This is a genomic window from Pedobacter polysacchareus (assembly GCF_019802255.1).
In the GTDB taxonomy this organism is placed as follows: Bacteria; Bacteroidota; Bacteroidia; order Sphingobacteriales; family Sphingobacteriaceae; genus Pedobacter; species Pedobacter polysacchareus.
Map to the genome: position 1 here is coordinate 531,322 of NZ_JAHYSS010000005.1, position 26,157 is coordinate 557,478.

Here is a 26,157-nt window from a genome sequence, read left to right on the forward strand (position 1 = left end):
TAGTTTAAATTTGTGATTCTGAAGTCTAAGCTATTTCTATGAGTTTTAATCCATTACAATGTTCTGAAAAAAGCATGCTCCATCCTGTAGATGTTCAAAATGAGCTTCAGCCAATCAGGTGTTATGGAGAAACGCCCTGGCACAAGAACTGGAAAAAGGCTTTTCCATCTTCCTTTCAGGAAGTCTGCTTTTGGGATGAAACGACCAGGCAGCACCATCGGGCTGATGTATACACCGCTTGTGGTACTGCAATAGAATTTCAAAATTCACCCATCGACTTAGAAGAGCTGGAAAGCAGAGAATCTTTTTACCCTAAATTAGTATGGGTTTTGAATGGAAAAAAATTCAAAGGCTTCCGTATTTTGAAGCACTTGCCAGATGTCGATGATCCCAACCTTGCTGCTTTTGAATTTTGCCACAGTGACCATCTTTCAATGATCAGGAAATCTGAGATTTTTAATGGGATAGTAAAACCTAAAATATTAAATTTCCACCATCCTGAACTGAAAAAGATCCCACTCACCAGTCACTATTACTCTTTTTGCTGGAAGCACCCGCATCGGGTATGGTACCAGGCAAAATGTTCAATTATAGTCGACCTGGGCGGACATTTTCTATATCAGCTTAAACAACGAACACAATTGTCCGGAAATTATCCCTATCTCCACATGATTCCAAGAAAAGATTTTATCTCCAAATTCTGGCAGGCCTAAGCGCTTTAAATCGCTGGTTACTCAAACTTTACCTGGTACGGCTTGTTGTTGAAAGACAAAAAGCGATATACCTATGGAAACAAATAAAGAGATCATTAGCGACCTGAAAGGATTGGTCAACATTGTAAACGACGGAAAAGAAGGTTATGAATCTGCAAGTGAGGCTACCGACAGCAAAGAGTTAAAAGCCGTATTTTTAAAATATGCTGCACAGCGGGCTGCTTATGCTGTTGAGCTCAAGAATCACATCTCCCAACATGGAGGAAGTTCTGATAATGAAGAAGGTGGGATTTTAGGAGCTTTGCACCGTACCTGGATTGATATCAAACAAGCACTCAGCAGCAGAGAAGATGCCGCTATTCTTGAAGCAATTGAGACTGGAGAGAACGCTGCACTTGAAAAGTATGATGAAGTGCTGGAAGATGATGCTGCTCATGCAGACCATATAGTGCTATTGCAAAGACAGAGAACCGGGATCCTGGAAGCTTTAAAAGAGATCGAGACCTACCACCAGCGTTTACTAAGATAAGGTCATTTAATCTTATGCGGCACTAATTTTTCAACGTCCTAACTTATTTTTATGAAACGAATACTGATGATCTTGACTTCCCATCAACAGATGGAAAATACCGATAGTAAAACAGGCGTATGGCTTGGAGAATTTACTGATCCTTATTATGAGTTTATTGACCAGGGGTACCAGATTACGCTAGCCAGTCCTTTAGGTGGGAAACCTCCTGTAGATGGCATGAGTGAGTTAACAGAAAACATTACAGCTGCTAACCGTAGGTTTTTGGATGATCAATCGGCACAGGAGGCATTTGAGCATACCCATAAGCTGATAGGATTGGCTGCGGCTGATTTTGATGCAGTGTTTTTTCCAGGCGGTCATGGTCCGTTATGGGATCTCGCCACTAATGAACTTAGCGGAAAGCTCATTCTGGAGTTTTTTCAAGCAAACAAGCCTGTGGCTGCGGTATGTCATGGTCCGGCAGCTTTGATTAAAGCAGCCGAGTTGGTGCCAGGCTTGTTATCAGGTAAGAGACTTACTGGTTTTACCAACGCCGAAGAAACATTGGTAGGCCGGTTAGACCATATTCCCTATAAGCTGCAGGATAAATTGATTGCCCTTGGTGCTGAATTTAAATCTGCATTGGTTCCGTTCTTTTCCCATGTGGAAACTGATGGCCTCCTGATTACTGGGCAGAATCCTTTATCAGCAGGGCCGACAGCAAAGGCTTTAATTGAGTTTTTGCAACAGGATATCAAGAACTAATCAACAGCGTTAATACTTTATAAAAAGCCAGGCTTAGCATTGCAATCTAAGCCTGGCTTTTTTGTAAGTAAATATTTTGATCCGGGGATTATTTTTCAATCGGTTTAATGCGCTTTAAAATCAATGATAGCACGGATACATATACCACATAGGCGACAAATATATAATAGCCTGGCTGCAAAGAGGTGTTGTTTTGCGTGACCGTAGAAAGTAATTCTTCCTGTATATTTAAACTCGAGAGCTGACTTTGCAAGATGCCGTTTAAGCCAATATAGGTCATCGCAATGCCCACCACCATGACATCGGCCATATCCCATTTGCCTAAATCTAATGCTAAGAACCTAACCAGTTTATGGTCAGCGTATTTTTCCCTTCCCCAGATCAGGATGCCTTTACCCACCATCCGCAATACCGGTAGAATGATCACGAAGAGCATGATGAGGATGCCAACCAGCACGGAATCAGGTTTAGGCTGCTGAACTAAGGACTCAATTACTCCAGTGATACTTTTGCTTTGGAAAAATAATACTTGATTATTAAAAGCTAGTTTTTCATTAAGTAGCGTAAAATTCAGAGATTGAATGCGTGCATCAACTTCTATGATGGAAGCTGTGATACCGACCAATAAGAGCACAAATGCAAACAACAGCGAGAGAATATAAAGTGTAGTATGCAGGCGTACCTGCTTTTTGAGGAATAACCATAGACTGAGCGCTAACAATAAACAGCCAATCATTGCGTAGGTGTACTGGTACAGCAACGTTTGAATCGTACTCAGTTTTGAATTGATGGTTTTCTCAAAGGCTGGGGTATTATTGACATGGTACTTTTTATAAATATGCCTCTTCACGGTAACGCTGGCAGGCTCCGTATTGTCGAAAGTTTCCTTTTCCAACTGGTCTACTTTACTGCTGATGATGCTTTTTATCCTTTTCTTACTCGCAGGTTTATTGATTCTCTCTACTATCGTAGCAGCGAATGTAGGTACTTCAGCCTTGATTTCTTCCGGGTCAACGATCGCATTGAAGGCCAGTTTTTTGAGTTTGCCACCAATGCTCTTCTGCGGTTTGTTGACCTCAGCCACCGCCTGATCTACCAGACCGTTTAATTGTTTGGCCACCTTTTTCTGAAGCTCTTTTTTCTGCAGGGAGGTCATGTTAAACTCGTTGACTTTTTCATCCACCACAGCGGCCATTTTCTCTCGCCACTGGTCTACAGATAAGATACCAAAGGTGATGTTGTTGGCCACACTGTAATCCGTTTTTATTTCCTGCTGCTGACTAGAAAGTGCAGATACGCGGTAACCAAACCAAGCTTCTGCGCAAAGCAGCAGAGTCAAGCCAGCAATAAGCAATGATTTGGATAGGACTGTTTTTCTAGTGACTTTCATGCGGAGAAATGAATTTTAGTATGGTCGATAAAACAAGACCGTATAACACAAAACTGATAAATATGATAAATCCAGGCTGGAGCGCAGTATTGTTCGTGGTAATGACATTTAAGTCGTCACTCTTAATATTCAGGCTTTTTAATTGGCTGTCTAACAAGCCATTTAAACCGATGTAAACCATCAAAATTGCGATCACGATCACATCTGCCATGCTCCATTTACCTGATTGAAAAGCGAAATACCTGATGATTTTGTTCTTGGCGATTTTCTTTTTACTGAGGAGGTGAATGCCGGTTGCACTCAGTTTCATGATAGGGAAGAGGATACTGAAAATTAAGATTAAAACCCCAACCAATATCGCATCAGTAGCTGGCTGTGACATCAATACGCGCACCACATCTAAAATACTCTTGCTCTGAAAAAACAAGACCTGATTTTCAAAGATGACATGTTCCCCAAGTACCACAAAGTCTACTGCTTTGATTCGTGCATCTACCTCAATCATAGAAGCGGTTAATCCTATAAATAATAGAATAAATGCGAATAGCAATGACATGATGAAAAGGGTGGCATATAGATCAGCCCGTTTTCTTAAAATCCACCATAAGGATAAAACAATGGCAATGCAGCCCAGCATCGCAAAGGAGTAATTGTAAGTGGCAGTCCTGATCTGCGAAAGTGTGGTAATTAGTTTATTATTTAATTCTTCATTAGAAGAGGCCTTGTATTTTTTATAGATTTTTTCAGTGGCAGCCTTTGTCGCAGCTACGGTACTGTCCAGAAATTCCGCTCTTTCCAACGCGTCAAACTTGGACATCGCGACTTTGCTGAGCTGTTTTTTATTTTTAGGGTTATAAACTTTGGCAATGATTTCTTTTGACAAAGAAGGCGCCTTTTTCCTGAAGTTATCTGTGTTTACAAAACTCTTCACTAAAAACTTCTTAATCTTTCCATCAATGGTTTTTTTCGGCTTATTAATCAGCGCTTCAGCCTTATCAATAAGTGCAATGATGATTTGCTCGACTTCCTTCTGCAGGTCTTTCTTTTGTTTTGGACTGAGGGTAAAATCACGGATCTGGTGACTAACAATCCCTGCTACCTTATCCCGCCATTGCTCTACAGAAAACAATCCTGAGCTAATGTTATTGATATTGGAGTAGTCTTCCTTAATTTGTTCCTGCTGCGCTGAAAGCTGGTGTAATTGGTAACCAAAATATCCTTCAGCACCTAATAGAATTGCAAGGCCGAAAATCAGCAAAAGCTTAGAAAAGGAGGGCTTCTTTTTGAGAATAGGAGGTTCATGCATCGGCTTCGAAATGGGCTTGTTTTAATACTAATTTAGAGATGATATCTCTTCGCGCTGGCTTGGTTTTGAAATCTACCATGCAGCAGCTATTTTATTTCTTCTGATGAACAAAGCCAGATTAGCATTTGTTTTAAATCCATTTAAATGAATTGAAATAATAATAAGGAATTGAGCAAATATAAAAGGGTTAATAAATAGTGAAATATATAAATATGCCTATCTTCCCAGATGGCATTATAAATGCTGAAAATATTATCTATAACACATTATATTTATGAAAATTGCAGTTTTTAGCACGAACCAATATGACGAAGATTTTTTAAGCCAGTACAATACCGGCCATCAAATCACTTTTTTTAAAGTATCCCTTTCTGAAGAATCTGCAGTCTTAGCGGCTGGATTTGAAGCCATTTGTATTTTCGTTAATGATGTTTTAAACAAACAGGTCCTTGATAAATTACAGCAATCCGGTTTAAAATTAGTGGTATTGCGCTGTGCAGGATTCAACAATGTTGATGTTCAGTATGCAGAACAATTGCAGATTCCGGTTTTGCGTGTTCCGGCTTATTCTCCGGAAGCAGTTGCTGAGCATGCCATGGCCCTGATTTTAACACTCAACCGCAAAACTCATAAAGCCTACAATCGGGTTAGAGAAGGCAATTTCTCCCTGGAAAAGCTAATGGGTATCAACTTGAACCAACGTAAAGTAGCCGTTATTGGAACAGGTAATATCGGACAAGCCTTTTGTCGGATATTGAAAGGCTTTGGCTGTGAGATTAAAGCTCATGATCCTTTCCCATCCCAGGAGATGCAGGAGTTGGGAGTAAAATATGGTACTCTGGATGAAACATTGAAAGATGTGGATATCATCACATTGCATTGTCCGCTGACGGCTGATACGCAATATTTAATCAATGAGCAGCGTCTCAAATTGATTAAACCTGGAGCAATGCTGATCAATACCAGTAGAGGTGGATTGATTGATACCAAAGCCGTTATTTTAGCCTTAAAGTCGGGGGCTATAGGTGCGCTGGGTCTGGATGTTTATGAACAGGAATCGGATTTCTTTTTTCATGATTTTTCTGAATCGATCATTCAAGATGAACAACTGAGTCAATTGATTTCTTTTCCCAATGTATTGATCACAGGGCATCAGGGATTTTTGACACAGGAAGCCCTGACAGAAATTGCCAAAGTTACTTTTGGTAATATTGATGCTTTTCAAACCGGATCTCCACTGGTAAATCGTATTGAAATGCTTCGGTAAATAAGCAGGAGAATAAAGCTGATGTCAGGAGTTATATTTTAACCTTGCTGCTGAAATTGTAAAGGAAGGATGTGGATCCTATAATTGCAGCTCTTAATTAAAGGTGCCAAACTACTGAAAAACTGATGGTCGATTTGAATAAACGAAATAATGATTGATAACGATACGAAAAGACTCTCCCGTCTAACCGCAATTTTGACTCAATTACAAACACGGCGTACGCTGACGGCAACTGAACTGGCCAAAAAGTTTTCAGTCAGTACCAGAACCATATATAGAGATATAAGAGCGCTGGAGCAGGCTGGGGTTCCTGTTTTAACGGAAGAAGGCAAAGGCTATAGATTGATGGAAGGCTATCGGGTTCCGCCAGTCATGTTTACCGAAAAGCAGGCCAATGCTTTAATTCTTGCCGAACAATTGGTGCTTAAAAACAAAGACACCTCCTTTGTAAATGATTATATCGAGGCGGTAGAGAAAGTCAAAGCAGTATTGGGCTATAATGTTAAAGATAAAGCGATGTTACTTGCAGAGCGAACGCGTTTTGAACTAAATGTACAAAGCGCGAAAAGCAGTAATAACCTGTCCGATCTTCAACTCGCCCTAACAAACTTTCTGGTCATTAAAATTGAATATATAAATGAAGCTGGAAGCATCTCTGATCGATGTATAGAACCCTTTGCTTTAGTCAGCACTACAGAAAATTGGTTGTTGATCGCATGGTGTCGCTTGCGAGCTGAATTTAGGTACTTTCGAATAGACCGAATCCGAAAGCTGGACATCCTTGATGAGAAATTCGATCCACATCCGATGACTCTGCAGCAGTATTTCGATAAATATTATTAATTAGTTTGAACCCCTGACACAGGATTGTCATCCGCCCCGCTGATTTTTGTGGTGTTAATACTTAAATATTACCTAAACAAAAACGAATTAAAATGCAAAAGCGAACAATCGATGCATGGAAATGAGCGGAAGGCACCAACTCAGTACAAGCCGTAGAAATTAAACAATGTGAAGGCACTCTTTATTGCTCTGGTCAGGTAGCTATAGATGCAAATGGAATACCCAGCAGTGGTGATATGAGAGAACAATTTAGTTGTAATGAAATATTATATTTTATGCAAAATATGGAGATAGCGCGTATTTGTCCGAAGAGCCGAACTGCCTGGAGAGAATGGTTAGCCGAAAACTCAACCGATAAACAAGCCGTATGGCTTGTTTATTACAAAAAGAAATCTGAATCAACTACACTCACCTGGACTGATGCTGTGGAAGAAGCCCTCTGTTTTGGCTGGATAGATGGTGTCAGGAAAACGATCGACGTGGATAGCTTCATGCAATATTTCTGCAAAAGGAAGGCTAAAAGTACCTGGTCAAAGATCAATAAGTTAAAAGTCCAATCCCTGATTGAACAGGGGATGTTTACTGCTGCAGGTCATAAAAGTATTGAAATAGCCAAAAGTAATGGATCCTGGTCGATCCTGGATGATGTGGAAGAATTAATCATTCCTCTGGATTTGGAAAGAGGATTTGAATCTAAACCAGGGTCAAAGGAGTTCTTTTTGAGTCTTTCTAAATCTAAAAAGAAGGAACTTTTGCAATCGTTGGTATTGGCAGGGAAAGCAGAGACGAGGCAAGCCAGAATTATTAAAATTGTTGAACTGGCCTAATCCAGAGAATCCTCATGTACTTATTTGATCCAGTATCATTAGTTATTTATTTCCCATTCAATCTTTCCATAATGAGAGAGGAAAAGCTTTTCACGCCAATCTTTATGCTTTCTTCATCAACCATAAAATTAGCTGCGTGATTCATTGCAACCGATCCTTTTTCTAAATTTGATCCACCTAGAAAAAAATATACACCCGGTACTTTTTGTTGAAAATAAGCAAAATCATCATTGAAGAACGGGACCTGTCCATAACTGCGGACAATTGAATGTTCGCCATATATTCCTTGTAAGATCTTCATTGATTTTTTTGTTAGGTTTTCATCGTTGTATATTGTCGGGTTGCCCTGAATAAACGAAACTGAAACTAATTGCGCTGTGTGATTTTCTTTTTTGACGACTTGCTCAATCGCAGGTATTATTTTTTCAAGCTGCGCTTGATTCGTTTCGTATAAATAAGTGTCTAAAAATAGTTGCTCATTTTTTGAATAAACCCTGAAGTTTTTATCCATAATGAGGTAGTCACTAAAGATCGTATTTGGCTGCATTAATCCATCTCTAGGATCACTCATATTTTGCACTTCCCAAGGCTTACTATTGTTTGTTGCGCGCGACAAAGATTCATATATTTTGCCAGCAAGTGCTTTGGCTTCTTCATTCGTTACGCTATTCTTAAGTTTAATTCTGAGGAGCTTTTGATAGGCAAACATTTCATGGGGTTTAACCATGATTTGTCCTACCGGTAAGGCAGTGACGTGCATTGCGTAAATTTCAGAAGGCGCAAATTTAGACAGTAATCCATTGCTGATCATATTTTTTGCCCCAACAAAGGTCTCTTCTTCAGGCTGAAATATGAGATATGCCGTTCCGGTTAGTGATTTTTTATGTTTTGCAAGGATTTCGGCTATTCCCAGTCCAATAGCTAAATGCACATCATGGCCGCAACCATGCTGCACACCTGGTACTTTAGATTTGAAACTTAACTGTTCAGGAAAGTCACTTGGCAAGGCATCCATATCAGCCCGCCATGCAATTTTTTTTGTCCCTTTTCTGCCTCCTTGTATGATCCCTACAATACTGTGCGCATAAATAGTAGTATCAACCTCAATTCCTAAATTCAGTAAATAGTCTTTTATGACTTGCTGACTACGTTTTTCTTTGCCTGCTAGTTCAGGGTTGGTATGAAAATCCCTTCTGATCTTTACCAATTTATCATAAATTTTGTCGGTTTCGATGCCAATCAATTTGTGATCTATGGCATTGAGCTTATTGTTCTGTCCGAAGCTCAATAGAGCGAGCATGGTGCAAATGATGGATAGGGTAATTTTCATGTGTTATTTTATACTATGTAGGACGACACCGAATATTTTAATGTTACACTAAGCCCTAAAGAAAAATAAATATTCTTCTCCTCTTATCCCAACGATTAAAGTTCGAAACATCACTTACTGGTATCCTGAATATTATAATTTCAATCGAAAAAGAGCAGATAGCTTAATTCGGCAAATCATAAATCTTGAAAAGATATGGGAGCTGAAACCCATAGATATCACCTATTACTTTGCCAATACATTTGAAGAGATACAAAACTTAAGAGGTTTTTATTTTAGCATTGGCCTTGGAAACCTGGATAAGCCCTCAGGGATTTCTAACGACGTAGATCGGATTATTTACTGCGCAGGAATTGGAGAAAACTATTTTCATGAGGAAGTCCATATTTATCTGAATAAATACTTCCCTAAATCACCACTTCTTGAAGGTTTAGCAGTGTTCTACGTACGATCGTTGGGGCAAGATCTCGTATGGCACTTAAAAAGATTAAACACTTATCTGATTGAACATCCCGAAATAGATCTTAATAGATTAGAAGATTTTTGGAGAATGGATAATTACACGGATCCCAGCGCTGCAATAGGAGGGATGTTATGTGATAGGGCTTTTAAAAAAGGTGGCCTTAATGGTCTGAAAAAACTCATGTCCCATCACACTATGGACGAAGTTTTTAAAGAGGAGTTCGATCTGAACGGAGATGAATTAAATATCTGGCTCAGGAAAACTATTGCAGAGCAATCTACAAGTACAAATTTTTAGGGCTAAATCAAAAAAAGCGTAAAAGTTTGATGTTATAATATAGAACCTATTTTAAGTATGATTTCTGATACTCTGCGGGCGTCATACCTGTTATTTTTTTGAATTCAGTAAAGAAGGTCGATTTTGAGCTAAAGCCACTATCGTATCCTAAACTCTCGATCGTATAGTTTTTTTCTGTTTCCAATAACTTCTTTGCTTTTTCAACTCTATATGCGCTAATGAGATTGGAGAAAGATTTACCTAGTATTTCATTTAGATACTGAGACAATAGATGCTTTGATACTTTCAGCTCTTTTGCGGCTTCTTCTAATGTGAAATTTGGATGGAGAAATAGTTCTTTTTCAACGATGATGGATAGTTTTTGACCAATGAGTTCCAGCGTTTTTTCGTCAATCTCTTTCTTTTTGTATTTCTCTTTTTCTTGAAAGAAATTGATTCCATTGCTAGTCCTGAAAATTAAAAGTAACACATTTACATACAAGATAAATGTAAATGACAGCGCTCCAGCGATGTAAGAGGTGTAAGCAGAGGTCATGTAGGCCAGCCAAATCAGAGTAACACCCAGATATATGCTCAATACCCATATATCTATTTTACGCAAGTTTTCTTTGCCCTTGATTTTTTGAATAACGGACTGGATACTTTTGAAGGATAGAATAATGTAAATCAGCCGTTAAATAATAAGTCCATGGCTTAAATGGATTAATGTTCTTGATCCACCTTTCCTGCATTTCAATTGGGGCAATCTATTGGTAGGTTTTTATCTTTGAAAATCTGTACTGTTGTCGTAATCCAGTGATCTAAATATTTTAGAATGCATTATGTTTCTAAATGGTTTTTGAGCCAGGAAGATAATTTTATTAAAATTATTGATGACATTGATCATGTACACCTGGGAAATTACGATGACTGCAACTACAGCTTTTAGATTTGCAGCTTTTGGCTTAACTACATTGAATTTATTTGGTGGAACAAAGTGAAGAAACAGCAATTAGAAGAGATCAACGTACTGATATCAGGTTTAGAGGATATTAAAGGTGGCCTAGAGAAGGCATAGATGAATTACTAAATTAAGCTTTATATGAATACAAAATTGATCATGACATTGACAGCTATTCTTTTAGCTATTATAGGAATAGTCCTGAGTTTTGCGCCAGATTTGGTGATGAAATCATTAGATCTAAATAACTCAGCAATTATAACGCTGATCTTGCAATTATTAGGTGGTGCATATTGTGCTTTTGCACTTCTAAACTGGATGGCCAAAGGCGCATTAATTGGCGGTATTTATAACAAGCCAATTGCAATGGGAAATTTCACACACTTCGTTATAGTAGGACTGGCATTAACGAAAGCGGTATTGCATAACCAGCAGTTGCCTATAGTTTTCTCTATTATGGCAGGATGTTTTGTCATATTAGCCTGTGTTTTTTGGGTGATTATCTCACGCCATCCAATTAAGAAGTAGCATCCTTTTGGTAGTATTGATGATCCCTTTATACCTATAACAATTCTATTTTTCTAAGGTGCAAATCCATTTGTTTCTGAATGGTTTTATCATAATCAGAGTCGGTATCATTCGACTTACTGATTACGATCAACAGTTCCAGAATAAGCAGGAATAACAACCAAATGATGTAGACTGCACATGCAATGGAAGACTGTTTAAGGATGTTAAACATGACAGTTAATTCTTCAAGGAAGCCTATTTTTTCATTTACCTCTTTTTCTAATACTGCCTTAAGACTAAGTAGGGTAGTTTCCTTATTTGTTTTTTCGGTATTTAATTCTGCGATTTGTCTGTCGATTGGCGGAAGTTGCTGTATTTTTGGATTTGGAATGGCTCTTATTGTTTTAGAAACAGAGTTTTTAAGCGTTGTATTTACAATTGATGTTTTTGAGCTGTCTGTTGTTGTATTGGTGACTGGAATCTGATTTGATACGGTCTCTACCGTTTGTGTAGTAGGATTTTTGCTGATATCATCCATAATACTTTTTCTTTCGCTTTCTCTCGTTGCCAGCACGATGTTTAATTGATTAATCTGTTCCGTTATTTCCTTCGTTCTGCCAGGCATCAGTGAATTAACCTGTTTCTGATTTTCTGCGATTTTGTTTTTGTCGATGTCGTCCTTAAAGATAATCTGGTCAATAATCAGTGAACCCACTATGGACATTAATATGGCGAGTCCGAAACGGGTCCATTTGAGGGAATTATTTGTTTTTCCTGCAAGTAGTATTTGCCTTTCAATCTGAACAATGATGATCACAGAAATCGCTGCGCCTAAAAGACTCCCCAAAACACCGAGCTTGATATACCTGTCGCAAAAACAATAACCTACAAATGCCCATACCGTTGTTACAATCAGCAATGCTGAGGTATACTTTTTAACTTTTCGGGTGGAAACCTCGCTACAGTTGCTGAGGATGTAAAAGTTGTAGCCAGTTAAGAAGCAACAAAATTTAAGCCACCAATTTTGAAATTTTCTCATTTAAAATCGCCTTAAAATCGTGTGATGTGAGATTGCAGAAAGCCCATTCATAAAGCCACGGGTATAACTGATGATCATTCCCTGGCTATCCCCTGTATTGCTTTTAGCCTCATCTTCGATATCTAGGACTTTTTGAACATGACTTTCAGCGATACTTTTTTTCATTTTGAGTTCATCTACCACATCGACCATTCCACTTCTTGACCTGCTATCGATGTGAAAGTCAATTTCTTTTATAAAATCTTCGTAGAAAGTTTTGACTCTTCTTATCGTTCTTTCCAATTGGTTTTTTAACGCCTGGACATTCTGTTCCATATGATTCACATCGGGATTCATGAGCGCATCATCATACCCTTTGTTTTCGTGGTTTTTGTCCAGAAAATCAAATAATAATTCAATGTTGTTTTCTGATTTTAATGGATTGTCATTTTTCGGAATTAATTCCTGCTCGTTATCAATGAAAACATGTTCAGGAATATCGATACCTGAAAGGAATTTGTTTGTAGGTTCCATTTGTGCGGTTGGATCTGGAGGCAATATTGTAGCCTTCGTTTTTCTTAAGAAGTCAAACATATTTTATATTTTGATGATGGGTACCTTGAATTTTGAATGCCCGCGCTGATGGCAGGTGCTGCATAGCGTGATCAACATTTTGTCTGAGTAATCCCAGGGAGGCTTAAATTGCTTTAATTCTGTAAAGTAGTGATACTGTCGGTGGTGAACCTGAAGATTGTCAGCAAGTCCACAGATGACACATTTATCAAGGTCTCTTGATAAAATTGCAGATCTCCTATCTTTCCATCTTTTATCAAGTAGCAAGGCTCCATAGGATCCATGGCTGGGGGGAGCTTTTACAAATGATGTAGATTTAATTGCCTTGTTGATGTATCTTCTGTAAAGTTTCATGAAGCCTGTATGTTATTCATTTTAAGTGGTGTATCTATTCTTTACACTTCAAAAGTATACAGGGTCAGTGCGTTTTTCTTACGGGAAACCGTAATACCTCAGATTATTTCCAAATGTTTCGGCTATTCATCTTTTCTGTCATTAAAAGAGCTGTTTTTTGATAAATTTCAATTTGATTTTAATACGGAAACTATTAAAATGATTTTTTATTCTAAACTTGTTCATTAACAATCACCAACGTGTCTACAGAATCGTTCAAATGCAAAGTTGAAAGCATTCAGGCGATCTAAAATCCATGATTAAAGCTTTTCCAAAGAATTCCCATTTAAAAGCTATTTCATCTTATATATGCAAAAGAAAATCAAAGGTATATTTAGGCGTATAGCCAAAAATAGCTCTAGCTTTATCAGAGTTATATACTCTATCTATGGTATTAGGAAATGTCCAGCCCCTTTTCTTGTATATATCTTCTGCTTCAGGATAGTATTTCATAATAACCTCTAAAGGAGAAAATTTTAACATAACCAGATCTTCTTTGCTAAACGGAGAACCACTTGAAATATTAAACACATCAAACTTTTTAAAACTATGTATCAAAGCTAATCTAATCGCTTCTGCACCGTCTCTTTCATCAAGACCACGATATAACCTATGATTTATTGTCAAGTTTTTAGTTTCAGATAGAAACCGGGCAACCCTGAGAACAATTACTTCTAATTCTTCCTTATAAAAAAAATCTTTACACAATTGTTCGCAGCATTGTTTAGTGATATCATAAATATCTCTAGGTTCTTCAACTAAAGTCTCATCAACCCAAACGGCCTGTGTTTCATTATTCATCGCTGTACCATAGATGGAGGTTGTACTCGTATATATAAATTTCTTCACCCCATTTTTAACAGCAGCATTTAATAGATTAAGGGTTCCTTTTATATTTACATCTATAAAAGCTTCCCGAGAATAATTTAGGTCAGAGTGTTTTCCATGAAGCGCTGCTGTATGTACGATAGCATCTACGCCTTTTGAGATACGTTCTATGGCTACTAAATCTAAAATATCAATCAATTCATCTGTTGAAGAATGTTCAATTAAATCTATGCCTGTAACTTTATATCCAAGGCTTCTTAAATGATCTACTGTAACTGATCCCAAACGACCCGATGCACCTGTAACTAAAATCTTCATGCTTTTTACAAAAGTAGAATTTAAGAAAAGGTAATACAAGTATTTAAAAGCAAATGAAAAAACTTAATCAACACAGAAGACCATTAAGTTAAGCCAAATGTAGCCATGGAGTTAATGGACGTTAAGTCGTTTTATGAAAAAAAGACGCTATGAGAATGTTAATACGTTTATTTGATTAACAGAGCTTTGTGTATCGTCATTAGTAGGATTATGGTGAATTTTAATATTAGTGTAGAGATTATGAGATTTTATTTAAAACAACAAAGGCTTAGATTTCTCTAAGCCTTTCAGTGATCCCGCTGGGATTCGAACCCAGGACCACTACATTAAAAGTGTAATGCTCTACCAGCTGAGCTACGGAATCATTTATGTTCCCTTGTTTCGGGAGTGCAAATATAGAAATATTTATTTAAAAACAATTATCTAAATACAAAATCATCTAAAAAAACAGCTTTATCAGCCCTTAAACTTCGTTTGTGGATATTATCTAATTGATCGTCAGCTATTTGAAATTATTAAAAAAAATCAAGTATTTTATTCTAATTCACGAATAGGATTGGTACTTTTAGAAACTGTTGATGAAAACCAGACAAATTTTCCAAATTTTAAGAATTTTTGTCAATAAATTACTTTCTACACTAGTTATGAATAGATCACCTCTTCTCAGGTAGTAGCAGGGGTGTGGTAGGGCTCTGGTAGGGCCTTGGTATAGGGTTCTTCCTTTCTAGCAGTTTATAAAAACTGAAGTAGGGCAGGAATGATGCCGAACTTAATCAGGTGACATCATTACTTCATCCTTAAAAACTTCCATACTAAAAGATATAAAAAAAAGGAGAGAAGGATAAGCCCTCATCTCCTTTATGTCATCAACTGACATTCCCCCTAAAAAGATTATGTATTCACCGTTGAAGCGGAATTTCTATCTTTTTGCATCGGTTTCAATCCTAACAATTCAAACATCCGACGGTCATCATCTAATTTTGGATTAGGCGTCACCAGCATTTCTTCACTTTCACTCGTGAAAATGGAATTGGCACCTGCCATGAAACACCAGCTTTGTTCTTCTGTAGTCATTTCTGCCCTTCCGGCGCTCAGTCTAACCATCGCTTTTGGCATCAGGATTCTTGCGGTGGCAATCATCCTTACCATTTCCCAGGTATCCACTTTTGGCAAGTCAGCAAGAGGCGTTCCTTTTACTCTCGCTAATGCGTTTACCGGTACTGACTCAGGATGCTGTTCTAAATTTGATAAGGTATGGAGCATACGGATTCTGTCTTCATGCGTTTCTCCAAGCCCGATAATACCCCCTGAACATACTGAAATGCCTGCTTTTCGAACATTATTCAAAGTCGTTAGGCGGTCGTCATAAGTTCTCGTGCTGATGATTTCCTGATAATATTCTTTAGACGAATCAAGATTATGGTTGTAGGCGTACAATCCGGCTTCCTGTAATCTTTCCGCTTGTGCTTCATTGATCATTCCTAAAGTACAGCAAACCTCAAGTCCGATTTCATTGACACCTTTTACCATCTCAATAATTTTATCAAAATCCCTGTTGTCGCGTACTTCCCGCCATGCTGCAGCCATGCAGAAACGCGAAGAACCTGCATCTTTAGCCCTTTGGGCAATGGCAACGACATCATCTTTGTCCATCAATGCTTTTACGGTGATACCCGTATGGTATCTTGCCGCCTGACCGCAATAAGAACAATCTTCCGGACATCCTCCCGTTTTCACGGAAAGCAACGTGCATACCTGAACTTCACTGGCTTTATGCCATACCCGGTGTACCGTTGCAGCCTGGTAAACAAGTTCCAATAGCGGCTGGTGGTAAATGTTTTCTATTTCCTGGATAGACCAGTCATTACGTAGGGTAGTATTACTCATTTGATATTAAGTTTATGGTTTTTGATAAGTCACTGATCCAATTGTGGTACAATTGACTTTCTATTTTAAGAATATGTTCCGCGTGGAATTCCCAATCCGCGGAAAAGCTTTTCAATTGAACAATCATTTCTTCCAAATGACCCTGTTCTTCTAAAATGATAGATCGCACACTTACTTTACTCTTGTTTTTACTCAAAACATCCTGGTAAATTGGATAAATCAGGTCTGCACGTACTTCAATGGCGTAGGTAACCAGTAAATAAGCGGCAAATTTTAGCGGTGTACCCTGCAGATCCAGTGTGTTTTTCAAATAGCGACTGGTCATCAGATCCAATTTGTTCAGGTAGTATTTACTGCTATAAGGTGCCAATAGGTAGTCCGGTTCATAAGTAGGACAAGCTGCTGCATTTAACCGGGCAATTTGCTTTTTCAAGTAGAAGGCATGACGGTGTTCTTCGGCCGCATGTTTTAAGACCATATAGGTCGATGTTTCAGGCTGTTCGTTAGCAGAGATCTTTCTGGCCCCGATATTCTCTTGTAAAGAGAGGGTATTGAGAAAACGCGCATGCACCTCATCATGGTTTACTATATGCTGTAACAGTTCTTCTAATTCCATTGATTTCATTTGTTTGTGTCAAAAGTATTACCTTGCCGGACAGTTAACAGGTACCAGTTTTAAGTTTATGAGTAGTCCGGTTCAAATTCCTTTTCAAAGCGTGATCCGTATCGACCGGTCTTTAGACCGCCCGGTATACCTTCAGATCGCGCATCAAATGATCAATGCCATACAGCGGGGAGTGCTTTTAGCAGGGATCCAGCTTCCGGGTACCAGAAGCCTGGCCATAGATCTGGAAGTACACAGAAAAACCATTATTGCTGCTTATGATGAGCTGGATGCCCAAGGATGGACGGAAATTAGGCCCAATAAAGGCACTTTTGTCAGAAATAAAGGCCCACAGGAAAATATCGCCCTGCAGTCTTATGATGAAAAGATTCTGACCAGCTACCCGGCTGAAACCGGTTACCGCTTTAAACAAAGTATTCTATTGGATGTACTCAGTGTAAGCACGTCCAGCAAATTGGAATTCAATGATGGCTTGCCTGATATCAGACTGCTGCCCCTAGAACGATTGTCGAAAGTTTACGGTGGAATTCTGAAAAGTAAAACCAATTACAAGCATTTCGGCTATTCTCATGTAGAAGGAAATGAATATTTCAGAGAAACGCTCGCGCAATACCTGAACAACACCAGAGGTTTACATATCAATAAAAATAATATTCTGACTACCAGAGGGATTCACATGAGCATTTACATGGCTTCCAGTATGTTAATCGAGCCCGGCGACCTGGTGATTGTTGGCGATCTGAGTTATTATCTCGCCAATATGTGTTTTCAGCAATGCGGAGGCAAGATCATTGCTGTGCCCGTAGATGCAGATGGGATTTCCGTGGAGGCCATCAAAGAACTTTGCAAGACGAAGAAAATCAGGATGCTGTACCTGACGCCACATCACCATTATCCGACTACCGTGACACTGAGTGCGGAAAGAAGAGTAGAATTATTACAATTGGCACAAACATATGGTTTTATCATCCTTGAAGATGATTACGACTATGATTTTCACTATAACGGTAATTCTGTACTGCCCCTGGCAAGCGCTGATACCAATGGTATGGTAGTCTATATTGGCTCTTTTTGCAAGTCGCTGGCACCAGGTTTCAGATCTGGTTATTTAATTGCTCCGGAAAATCTGATCCAGGAAATGGCGAAATTCCGCAGATTGGTAGATCGGCAGGGCGATATGCTCATGGAGCAAGCACTCGCAGAACTGCTAGACGAAAAAGAAATTCAGCGTCACCTTAAAAAAGCCGTGAAAATTTACCAGGAAAGGAGGGATGTATTTACAGAACTCCTGCAAAATGAGCTCGGAGAAGAGCTGAGCTTTGCTTCGCCGCCTGGCGGATTATCGGTATGGACAAAATGGAATCCACAGCTCAACCTGATGCGTATCAGTAAAAACTGCCTGAAAAGAAACCTGCACCTCCCTCAGGAATTGCTGTATCAAACGGATAGTTTCACCGCAATGCGCCTGGGATTCGGAAATTTGAGCACCCCTGAACTCGAAGAAGCTGTTCATATTTTATCCCTTGCCGTCAAAGAATCTTAAGTGATCTATTGAAAAGCTTGATGCTGCTAAATCTTACGGAGTAATTGCCGGATGGAAACCAGGTGGCCAAAAAATACGATCGGTACAATTAGGGTCGGCAGCCATACAAAAGGGAAATTAGTTAAGGCGATATTGGGTTGGTCAAATGCAAACTTTTGAAGTGGCGATGGAGCAGATAATAATGCGGTAAACACAATATTAATTAATAGCGCCAAACAAATGACATTCCATAACAAGATCAGCTTAGGGCTTCTTTTCCCTCTTCTGATGCCATACCAGGCTATAAATGGTGCAGTAATCCCCGCTAGAATGTCAAAATTCCTACCCTCAAATGTCATGATCTCAGGAACAACTTTGTTTAAACACAGCAGGTAAAGTCCGATTTCAACAGGAATTCTGATCAGATTTAAATAAGTCAGCCTTTCTAAAGGCAAACTATCCATGAATGTTCTACCCTTTACACTCACAAACAACGAGACAATAGCGATAACCATAGGTAAAATGCCAAATAGAATGATTTTCGGCGGCAGCGCATCGGTATCTGTATTGTAAGTGTTTTTCAAGGCTAAAATAGCCTGTATGATCAGCCATGCGCTCAATACAATCGCCGTAATGCCCGCTTTCTTTTTGGTGAAACGGGAATCAGAGCCCAGAATGGTCCATTGCAGCAGGATTAATGAAGCAATAGCGATCAGACAAAACAGTACGGAAAGGTAGACTGGTAAATGTTCAAGCATAATCAGCTTTTTATCGTGATACTAATATACTGATTTTTGATAGAGTTGTGCTGCCGCTTTTTCCTGAAAAACCAGTCGGTATTAATGAAGAATTAGCTTAAATTCGTCTTGGATAGTTCCAGTCTATTGGAATTTCAGGGCATGAATGACCTCCAATCAAAAAAATATGACGGTAAAAGAAATTATGGATGAGCTACAGGCCAAAGGCAGCGGGCAAATCAAGAATATTCTATTGAAACACGGGGTCAAAGAGCCGTTTTTTGGTGTAAAAGTGGGGGATATGAAACCCATTCAGAAAAAGATAAAAATGGACTACCAGCTGGCAAAAGACTTGTATGCTACTGGCAACGCCGATGCGATGTACCTTGCCGGGCTAATTGCCGACGATAAAAGGATGACGAAAGCTGATCTGCAGAATTGGGTTGAACAGGCCCTATCTAACAATATTTCGGAGTGGACGGTTCCCTGGGTAGCTGCTGGCAGTAATTATGGCAGTAATTATGGCTGGGAATTGGCACTGGAATGGATCGATCATCAGCAAGAATACATTGCAGCCGCAGGCTGGGCCACACTCAGTAATCTAGTGGCACTCAAAAAAGATGAAGAATTAGACCTTCCTGCGCTCAAAGGATTATTGGAAAGAGTAGAGCGGGAAATTTCCAATGCGGATAATAGGGTTCGCTATCAAATGAATAGTTTTATCATAGCAGTAGGGGCTCATGTAGCCGCTTTAACTGTTGCTGCAATTGAAGCGGCTAAAAAATTAGGTGTCATTACTATAAATAGCAATGGCACTGCTTGTAAAATCCCCAATGCGCTTGATTATATTTTGAAGATAAAAGATAAAGGCGCGATTGGGAAAAAGAAGAAAACGGTAAAGTGTTAGCTATTAACAGCAATTAATCCTAAAATATTAAGTTTTAATTCCTGTTTCCCGACTTTGCCTGGCGTACCGTTTGGCCCTCCTTATTGTTAAATTTATACACGAAACTGAGTCGATAGCGGTCGGCATTTGGACTGTTTACCTGGTTAAGCACATAATTGCGTCCAATGGTCCTGGTCTTGAAATTGCGGGAATCTAAAATATTAGTGCCATCCAGAACCAGGCTCGCCTTGTCTTTAAATAGATTTTTACTGATTCCCAGGTCTAAAGAATGGACCGCCGCTGTTCTACTTTGCGCATTTCTTTCTGCACTGCTATAATTATAGCGTCCCTGGAAACTGAATCGCAGCGGTAATTTCAGTTGTGTAGAAAAACGAGCTGTCAGCGTTTCGCCAGAAAAATTGAAGTCTTGATCCTGATAAAATCCCCGCTGTTTGAAAGCATAATAGTTAAACTCAGCATTGACTTGCAATGGTTTTACAGGCTGATAAATTATGGAAAGTTCCATTCCCCGACGCTGTTCCTGATCGATGTTAATGGGGGTGCTAAGGAAAATATTTCCTTGCTGTACATAGGTGTAGTCTTGTATTGGATGCACAAGGTATTGATAGTACAGCGAAGGGTTCAAGGTGATTTTTCCCCAGTTCTGTAAAAATCCCAATTCAAAAATGTCTGCATAAGAGGGATTTAGTGCGGGATTTCCCCGGTATTGTGCATTGAAATCAGTGATTTCATTAAATGGATATAAAAGGTATAAAGATGGGCGGTTGATGCGTTTGCTGTAACTCAATTGCAAACTCGTACTTTCTTTCAGTTGATAGCCCAAATGTACAGTTGGAAACAATCGGGTATAATCTTTCCGACTATCATAACTCTGCTCTGCATCCGATATGCGAACCTTGGTAAACTCCGTACGTAAACCCAATAAGTAAGAGAATTGTTTCCATTTATTGCTGAATTGTACGTATCCACTGCCAATCAATTCTTTGTAATCTAGCTTGTTGTTGATCTGGTCAAGGATTTCCCAACCATTTCCTGCTTGCTGCTCCGCTTTGTAATCACTGCTGACTTCCCTATTTTCTAGTTTTAATCCAAATTCAAAAGTCGCATTCGGATGAACAGGCTGCACAAAATCCGTCTGTAAAAGGAAATCTTTGCTGGCACCTGCCGAAGATGTTCTGATGCCCGGCAGTAAAGCAGCTGTCGGCGCCGTCCTGCTGGTATTCAGGTTCCAATCCTTCTCGCTGTTCCAGAAATCATACTGCAAGTCTACACTGAACTTTTTCTTTGGAGCTTTAAAAGTTCTTGTGTAATTGAATTCAAATTGGTTATATGCTCTTTTCTCCCAGGATTCTCCCTGCCGAATTAAATTGCTGTCTAGGGAATAATTATAGTTTAAAGCGGTCTTATCATGGTCTTTAGTGGCATTTTTGAAGAAAGCAGCTGTGATGGTGTTTTGATCATTGATCAAATAGTCAGCACCTAGGTAGAGGAGTTTCCCGTCATCGTGCCGGTTTTCTTTTTTGAATTGCCGGTAGCTTGCCTGACTCATCTCCTGGCGATCAAGCAATTGCTCGGATTGGTATTTGCCAACATAATTAGTACTGCGGATGCCAAAAGTCGAAAATAAGTTGATTTTATCGGATTTGTAGTTCAGACTAGGGTTTAGCCTGGTGTCATTAGGAAGGCCGCCAACCAATTTCAGCTGGCCTGTAAATCCCGCTTTATTGTTTTTCTTCAGGATGATATTGATGATGCCGGCAGCACCAGCAGCATCGTAGCGGGCAGAAGGATTGCTAATGACTTCTACCCGGTCAATCTGCCCGGCAGGAATCTGGTCCAACGCATTGCTTTGAGTTAATCCTGTTTTACGGCCATTTAAGAGAATGAGTACATTACTGTTCCCCCTTAAACTAACCGAGCCTGTAGGGCTAACGGCAACAGAAGGAAGGTTGTTCAGCAGGTCGTTGGCAGAACCATTTTGTGATAAAATGTCTTTCCCGACTACAAATATCTTTTTGTCTAATTTCAAGCTGAGGCCTGGTTTATCGGCCGTTATAGCCACTTCATTCAGGATTTTAGCGGTACTATCTGTTCGCTGTTTTTCAGTGCTGCGCTCCTGTGCACCTGCACTTAAGGAACAGCTCAGAGATAAAAGGAGAAATAACGGTAGTTTCATGTTCGGTTTATTTATTGACCACAAGATTAGGAAGCCGGATAATTTATTTCCAGGTAAAACGTGTCAACTGCTCTATATCCTTTTGAATGACATTTTTCTCCCTTATATTCCACCTAACTTTACTTTATGAATCGGCTCGTATTATTAATATTTCTGTTACTCTCTTTTTCTTCCTGTAAAACAGCAGAGGAAGCACGCATTACCGATCCGGTTTATCAGGTTGGTGACGACCAGCAATGGGCTTTTCCAACTCATGACGACCGCAAGTGGCCAAAAGACAGAACCGCTGTTCAGGACCGTATTTATTGGGTTCGTGCCCACGTCGAATTGCTTAAAGGTGTAGGGACTGATGGACATTTGGGTTTGAAAATCAATGCTTTTGGCGCATTTGAAGTGTATTGGGATGGACAGCGGATCGGTCAAAATGGGGTACTGCAGCAATTGGGGCAAAAAGAAGTTCCTGGGACAGAAACTAACTGTTACATGATCCCTGATGCGCTCGCAGGAAAGGGGAAGCATTTACTGGCCATCAGGGCCTCACAAGCTTATTTAAGCGACGATTTGCGGGACGTCATTCTCTCAGTAGGGAACTACGATCAGCTGATTAAAAGACCAATCATGATCGCTTCTTTTATGAATATCACTGCCGGCGTATTTCTGATTGCTGCAGTATATTACTTCTTTATCTTCATCAACAGCAGAAAAAAAGACAAGGCAGTACTTATATTTTGTATCACTTGTTTTCTTTTCTTTATCCTCCAGGTTACGGAATACATTAAAGTTTACATCACCATTCCTTACGACCATTTTTACCTGCGCCTTAAGATGATTGGCTTGCTTACTTTCGTAATCGCCTTGCTGATTCCGCTATACTTTAGCATCCAGTTTCAGTTCAAAAGAAAAAGTTTGGTTCTTGGGATATTGGGCCTTTCACTACTGCTGATCTTGAACCATAATTATGGCCACTACGATCTGACATCCTGGTATTTTGGCTGTGCCATGTGGTTTGCAGCCCTGCTTATTGTAGGAAATGCAATGCTGCAAAGAGAAAAAGGAGCAGGTATTGTGATGACCGGGCTGTTGGCTTCAGCCTTGATTGATTATTTCCTATACTATGATTTTAGTTTATACATCAGCTTCAATATTATTATTTTGTGCATGTTATACCTGCATACCATTAGATCCAGGGATGCAGAACTCGAATACCAATCCGCTTTGTTGCTTTCCTCCAGACTGCAAACCGAGTTGCTGAAGAAAAATATCCAGCCTCATTTTATTAAAAACACGCTGACTTCCCTAATCGATTGGATAGAGGAATCGCCAAAACAAGGTGTAGTTTTTATCCAGGCACTTTCAGCAGAATTTGACCTGCTGAATGAAATGGCTGAAGAGACTTTAATCCCTATTGAAAAAGAAATAGAACTCTGTAAAGTCCACTTGAAAGTGATGCAATTTCGAAAAGAATTGAAGTATCATTGGAGCGACTCAGGTATCGAGGCCTCGGAGCTGATTCCGCCAGCCATCTTACATACCCTATTGGAGAATGGGATTACACACAGCAAACCTTTAGCCGATGGAAGTATCCATTTTCATTTGAGCTTCATCAGTCATCCTGAATTTAAACAATACACCCTGTTAACCATGGCCGAAAATCGGGAAATGAAACAGAGTAAGGAAGCAGGAACTGGTTTTAAATATATTAAAGCTAGACTGAGGGAGAGTTACGGGGAGAACTGGACTTTTACTTCTGAGGCCAGTCAGGAAGGTTGGCTGACCACTATTAAAATTAACAAATGAACGCCCTAAGCTAAATAATGAGAATACTAATTATAGAAGATGAAACCAGAATCGCTGGTAGAATTGAACGGATGACCCGCAGTTTCTTTGCGCAAAAACTGACGCGTCTCGATCGTTTTGAATCTGTTGCTGAAGGCTTGTCCTTTTTAGCAGATCATGAGATTGATGTTTTACTGCTAGACCTTAATTTAAATGGAGAAGATGGTTTTTTACTCTTGAAATCATTGCTGTGTAGGTCTTTTCATACGATTGTGATTTCTGCCTATACCGAAAAAGCGATTACTGCATTTGAGTATGGTGTGCTTGATTTTGTAGCTAAACCATTTGATGAAAACAGGTTGATCCAGGCTTTTTTACGGATTTCGAGTCCTGAGCATCAGATAGGGAAGGGGTTAAGGTTTCTGGCGGTAAAAAAAGGAGGGCTGATCTCCATGGTGGAAGTTCAGGACCTGATTTATATCAAGGGGGCTGGGATTTATGCTGAACTTCATTTGAGAAATGGCAAGCTGGAACTTCATGATAAGTCCTTAGAAAAGTTAGAACAGCTGCTTCCAGGGACATTCGAACGAGTGCATAAATCATATATCGTAGCGATCGATCAATGTGAAAAGATCAGGGTCAATTCAGGAAGTAAATATGAACTGCTACTGAAAAACGGAGAGTTGATCCCTATCGGTAGAACCCGCTATGCGCAATTGAAAGCAAGACTGTTTGAGTAAACCCTTCATTTGTTATCCAAATGAAGGAATCCTAAGTCAAAACGGTTTGCCGGAAATGACACCTAATGCTTGTGCCTAATCGTAAGCCAGCCTATATTTAAAGCCAACTTTTAAACCTGGAATGGTCTTATGTACATCTTCGGAATTCTTGTAGTTTTCCTGCACAAGAAACAAGCTTGGGGCAGTCGAGAAAGAGATTTCTTTGCTCAGTGCATACTCCAGTTCCGTGGAAATCGCCTGTGAAAAATAACTGGAAGTATTGCCGTTCAGTGTACCTAACCAGCGTCCATTGTAATGAACTTCAAACATGAATTTATCGGACACGTTGATTTCTGCATTGGCATTGTAGCCGCCGCCAGCACCGTAATCGTAAAATCTATTGTTGTAAATTCCCTTTTCTCCAAAAGCGCCTACTAATATTGGTCCCATGCCAATTGACGTCTTTATCTTGGTGTTATTGCTCAGTCCAAACTCCGAAAATAGATTAAGATTGATACTTTGTCCAGCAAACATAAAGCTTTGATTGTTGAGGTAATCATAGTTGGAAGTGATGGACATCAAATGTCTGTTCCGACTATTTGCACTTAAAAGCCAGCCATTCACCGCGCCCACAATGTTTACGGAATTTACAAAAGAACTGTCGTCCTGTCCAACTTCTGCATTGAAAGTGAAGCTGCCAAATGGAGTCTTATAATTTTCAAAAGGGTTTCCATAAATCAGTTTTAAACGTCCATATACGCCAAAATTGGCCTGATGATCTCTCATATTCATCTTTCTGATCCCACTTTCTGCCTCCAGCAGCAGTACCGTGGGGTCTAATTTCTCCGATAGGCCAGGAACCTTTCCCCATTCTCCATCTGCAATTCTCCTGAAGCCATTGGTCGGATTGATCACCAGACTAATAGTTTCATTAATATATCTTCTGAAACCTCTTCTTCGGGTCTGGAGTATTTTTTTCGTTAATCGATGAACAGATTCACCAATAGTAATCCCGCCGAAAGTAGTATTGATGATGTCATTCTTCGAAGGAGCTTGATTTTCCCCAGCAGTCTCCCAAATGTAACTGCCCACTAATGCTGCCGGTACGGATTGCCAGAATGTAAAACCGTTGCTGCGGAAGGAGTTATAGAACACACTGCCATGATAGGGGTGGTCGACCTGATTGGTAGGAAAAGCATCGTCATCCCAAGCCCAGCTGGACAGCTTTAAATTGTGTCCAATAGTTTTCAAACTAATATTCGAAAACTCTGCATGTGTAATGAATTTGCTATAAGACCAGGGAATAAGTTCTGCGAGCACCAATGATGATGTAGCTCTTACAAAGCGTTTCTTTACCGGGATTTCGACGATCGGACTGGCCAGACTATCCGTTTCAATGGACTGAGACGGAGTTTGCGCATAAACTGGGATGGTAATACTTAGAAAAAGGAGGGGCAGTGTCGTTCTGAAGCCGGAAATTATACTCATATATTTTGTTACCTTCAAGTAAAAACAC

At 39.5% G+C, this 26,157-nt stretch carries 24 protein-coding genes and 1 tRNA gene; 12 read left to right on the plus strand and 13 right to left on the minus strand.

Features of this window, described 5'->3' with window-relative positions; translation table 11 throughout:
- Positions 1-38 precede the first annotated feature (38 nt).
- The 3 genes from K7X70_RS16840 (at position 39) to K7X70_RS16850 (ending at position 1,989) form a co-directional block, all read left to right on the plus strand.
- A complete protein-coding gene (locus tag K7X70_RS16840) occupies positions 39-713 on the plus strand; it encodes a competence protein CoiA family protein (RefSeq protein ID WP_255607333.1) in 675 nt (224 codons plus the stop codon).
- A 73-nt stretch (positions 714-786) separates the two neighbouring features.
- Positions 787-1,242, plus strand: coding sequence for a ferritin-like domain-containing protein (locus tag K7X70_RS16845; RefSeq protein WP_222538145.1), 456 nt, complete (start codon positions 787-789; stop codon positions 1,240-1,242).
- A 51-nt stretch (positions 1,243-1,293) separates the two neighbouring features.
- Positions 1,294-1,989: a type 1 glutamine amidotransferase domain-containing protein gene (locus tag K7X70_RS16850; protein ID WP_255607334.1), complete on the plus strand. Its 696-nt coding sequence runs from the start codon at positions 1,294-1,296 to the stop codon at positions 1,987-1,989.
- Positions 1,990-2,077: 88 nt separating this feature from the next.
- On the opposite strand, the gene K7X70_RS16855 is transcribed toward K7X70_RS16850, so the two are convergent.
- A complete protein-coding gene (locus K7X70_RS16855) occupies positions 2,078-3,379 on the minus strand; it encodes a paraquat-inducible protein A (protein WP_222538146.1) in 1,302 nt (433 codons plus the stop codon).
- The gene (locus K7X70_RS16860; protein ID WP_222538147.1) at positions 3,366-4,685 is read right to left on the minus strand and encodes a paraquat-inducible protein A; all 1,320 of its coding nucleotides are present in this window, start codon (positions 4,683-4,685) and stop codon (positions 3,366-3,368) included. Before K7X70_RS16860 ends, K7X70_RS16855 begins: the two co-directional genes overlap by 14 nt.
- A gap of 274 nt (positions 4,686-4,959) precedes the next feature.
- On the opposite strand from K7X70_RS16860, the gene K7X70_RS16865 reads away from it, so the two are divergent.
- The 3 genes from K7X70_RS16865 (at position 4,960) to K7X70_RS16875 (ending at position 7,622) form a co-directional block, all read left to right on the plus strand.
- A complete protein-coding gene (locus K7X70_RS16865) occupies positions 4,960-5,952 on the plus strand; it encodes a 2-hydroxyacid dehydrogenase (protein ID WP_222538148.1) in 993 nt (330 codons plus the stop codon).
- A gap of 150 nt (positions 5,953-6,102) precedes the next feature.
- The gene (locus tag K7X70_RS16870; protein WP_222538149.1) at positions 6,103-6,795 is read left to right on the plus strand and encodes a helix-turn-helix transcriptional regulator; all 693 of its coding nucleotides are present in this window, start codon (positions 6,103-6,105) and stop codon (positions 6,793-6,795) included.
- A 284-nt stretch (positions 6,796-7,079) separates the two neighbouring features.
- Positions 7,080-7,622 carry a YdeI/OmpD-associated family protein gene (locus K7X70_RS16875; protein WP_255607335.1) on the plus strand — a complete coding sequence of 181 codons (543 nt, stop codon included), beginning with the start codon at positions 7,080-7,082 and terminating at the stop codon, positions 7,620-7,622.
- Positions 7,623-7,668: 46 nt separating this feature from the next.
- Here the strand turns inward: K7X70_RS16875 and K7X70_RS16880 are convergent, their stop codons facing one another.
- Complete coding sequence (locus K7X70_RS16880; protein ID WP_222538151.1) at positions 7,669-8,952, minus strand: M20 metallopeptidase family protein; 1,284 nt, start codon at positions 8,950-8,952, stop codon at positions 7,669-7,671.
- A 550-nt stretch (positions 8,953-9,502) separates the two neighbouring features.
- Between K7X70_RS16880 and K7X70_RS16885 the strand changes: the two genes are divergently transcribed.
- Positions 9,503-9,712 carry a hypothetical protein gene (locus K7X70_RS16885; protein WP_222538152.1) on the plus strand — a complete coding sequence of 70 codons (210 nt, stop codon included), beginning with the start codon at positions 9,503-9,505 and terminating at the stop codon, positions 9,710-9,712.
- Between the two features lie 46 nt (positions 9,713-9,758).
- Here the strand turns inward: K7X70_RS16885 and K7X70_RS16890 are convergent, their stop codons facing one another.
- Positions 9,759-10,289, minus strand: a complete 531-nt coding sequence (locus K7X70_RS16890) for a helix-turn-helix domain-containing protein (protein ID WP_222538153.1) — start codon at positions 10,287-10,289, stop codon at positions 9,759-9,761.
- A 504-nt stretch (positions 10,290-10,793) separates the two neighbouring features.
- Between K7X70_RS16890 and K7X70_RS16895 the strand changes: the two genes are divergently transcribed.
- The gene (locus K7X70_RS16895; protein WP_222538154.1) at positions 10,794-11,180 is read left to right on the plus strand and encodes a hypothetical protein; all 387 of its coding nucleotides are present in this window, start codon (positions 10,794-10,796) and stop codon (positions 11,178-11,180) included.
- Between the two features lie 34 nt (positions 11,181-11,214).
- Here K7X70_RS16895 and K7X70_RS16900 read toward each other — a convergent pair whose 3' ends face one another.
- The 6 genes from K7X70_RS16900 to K7X70_RS16925 all read right to left on the minus strand — a co-directional run bounded on the left by K7X70_RS16900 (position 11,215) and on the right by K7X70_RS16925 (position 16,795).
- A complete protein-coding gene (locus K7X70_RS16900; RefSeq protein ID WP_222538155.1) occupies positions 11,215-12,201 on the minus strand; it encodes a DUF4407 domain-containing protein in 987 nt (328 codons plus the stop codon).
- Positions 12,202-12,774 (minus strand): hypothetical protein, encoded by a 573-nt coding sequence (locus tag K7X70_RS16905; protein ID WP_255607338.1) that lies wholly within the window; start codon positions 12,772-12,774, stop codon positions 12,202-12,204.
- A gap of 675 nt (positions 12,775-13,449) precedes the next feature.
- Positions 13,450-14,292 carry an NAD-dependent epimerase/dehydratase family protein gene (locus K7X70_RS16910; RefSeq protein ID WP_222538156.1) on the minus strand — a complete coding sequence of 281 codons (843 nt, stop codon included), beginning with the start codon at positions 14,290-14,292 and terminating at the stop codon, positions 13,450-13,452.
- Positions 14,293-14,583: 291 nt separating this feature from the next.
- Positions 14,584-14,656: transfer RNA gene (locus K7X70_RS16915), tRNA-Lys, on the minus strand.
- A 527-nt stretch (positions 14,657-15,183) separates the two neighbouring features.
- A complete protein-coding gene (gene bioB, locus K7X70_RS16920; protein ID WP_222538157.1) occupies positions 15,184-16,179 on the minus strand; it encodes a biotin synthase BioB in 996 nt (331 codons plus the stop codon).
- Positions 16,172-16,795, minus strand: coding sequence for a hypothetical protein (locus tag K7X70_RS16925; protein ID WP_222538158.1), 624 nt, complete (start codon positions 16,793-16,795; stop codon positions 16,172-16,174). The genes bioB and K7X70_RS16925 overlap by 8 nt, the downstream gene beginning before the upstream one ends.
- Positions 16,796-16,808: 13 nt before the next feature.
- Here K7X70_RS16925 and K7X70_RS16930 point away from each other — a divergent pair, with 13 nt between their 5' ends.
- On the plus strand, positions 16,809-18,347 hold the full coding sequence (locus K7X70_RS16930) for an aminotransferase-like domain-containing protein (protein ID WP_255607339.1): 1,539 nt from the start codon (positions 16,809-16,811) through the stop codon (positions 18,345-18,347).
- A gap of 26 nt (positions 18,348-18,373) precedes the next feature.
- On the opposite strand, the gene K7X70_RS16935 is transcribed toward K7X70_RS16930, so the two are convergent.
- Positions 18,374-19,084: a DUF8737 domain-containing protein gene (locus tag K7X70_RS16935; RefSeq protein ID WP_222538159.1), complete on the minus strand. Its 711-nt coding sequence runs from the start codon at positions 19,082-19,084 to the stop codon at positions 18,374-18,376.
- A gap of 166 nt (positions 19,085-19,250) precedes the next feature.
- Here K7X70_RS16935 and K7X70_RS16940 point away from each other — a divergent pair, with 166 nt between their 5' ends.
- Positions 19,251-19,970 carry a DNA alkylation repair protein gene (locus K7X70_RS16940; protein ID WP_222538160.1) on the plus strand — a complete coding sequence of 240 codons (720 nt, stop codon included), beginning with the start codon at positions 19,251-19,253 and terminating at the stop codon, positions 19,968-19,970.
- Positions 19,971-20,004: 34 nt separating this feature from the next.
- On the opposite strand, the gene K7X70_RS16945 is transcribed toward K7X70_RS16940, so the two are convergent.
- Complete coding sequence (locus tag K7X70_RS16945) at positions 20,005-22,146, minus strand: outer membrane beta-barrel family protein (protein ID WP_222538161.1); 2,142 nt, start codon at positions 22,144-22,146, stop codon at positions 20,005-20,007.
- A gap of 126 nt (positions 22,147-22,272) precedes the next feature.
- Between K7X70_RS16945 and K7X70_RS16950 the strand changes: the two genes are divergently transcribed.
- A complete protein-coding gene (locus K7X70_RS16950) occupies positions 22,273-23,943 on the plus strand; it encodes a histidine kinase (RefSeq protein WP_222538162.1) in 1,671 nt (556 codons plus the stop codon).
- Positions 23,944-23,960: 17 nt separating this feature from the next.
- Positions 23,961-24,662 (plus strand): LytR/AlgR family response regulator transcription factor, encoded by a 702-nt coding sequence (locus tag K7X70_RS16955; RefSeq protein ID WP_222538163.1) that lies wholly within the window; start codon positions 23,961-23,963, stop codon positions 24,660-24,662.
- 75 nt (positions 24,663-24,737) lie between these two features.
- Here the strand turns inward: K7X70_RS16955 and K7X70_RS16960 are convergent, their stop codons facing one another.
- The gene (locus tag K7X70_RS16960) at positions 24,738-26,129 is read right to left on the minus strand and encodes a DUF3943 domain-containing protein (RefSeq protein ID WP_222538164.1); all 1,392 of its coding nucleotides are present in this window, start codon (positions 26,127-26,129) and stop codon (positions 24,738-24,740) included.
- Positions 26,130-26,157 lie beyond the last annotated feature (28 nt).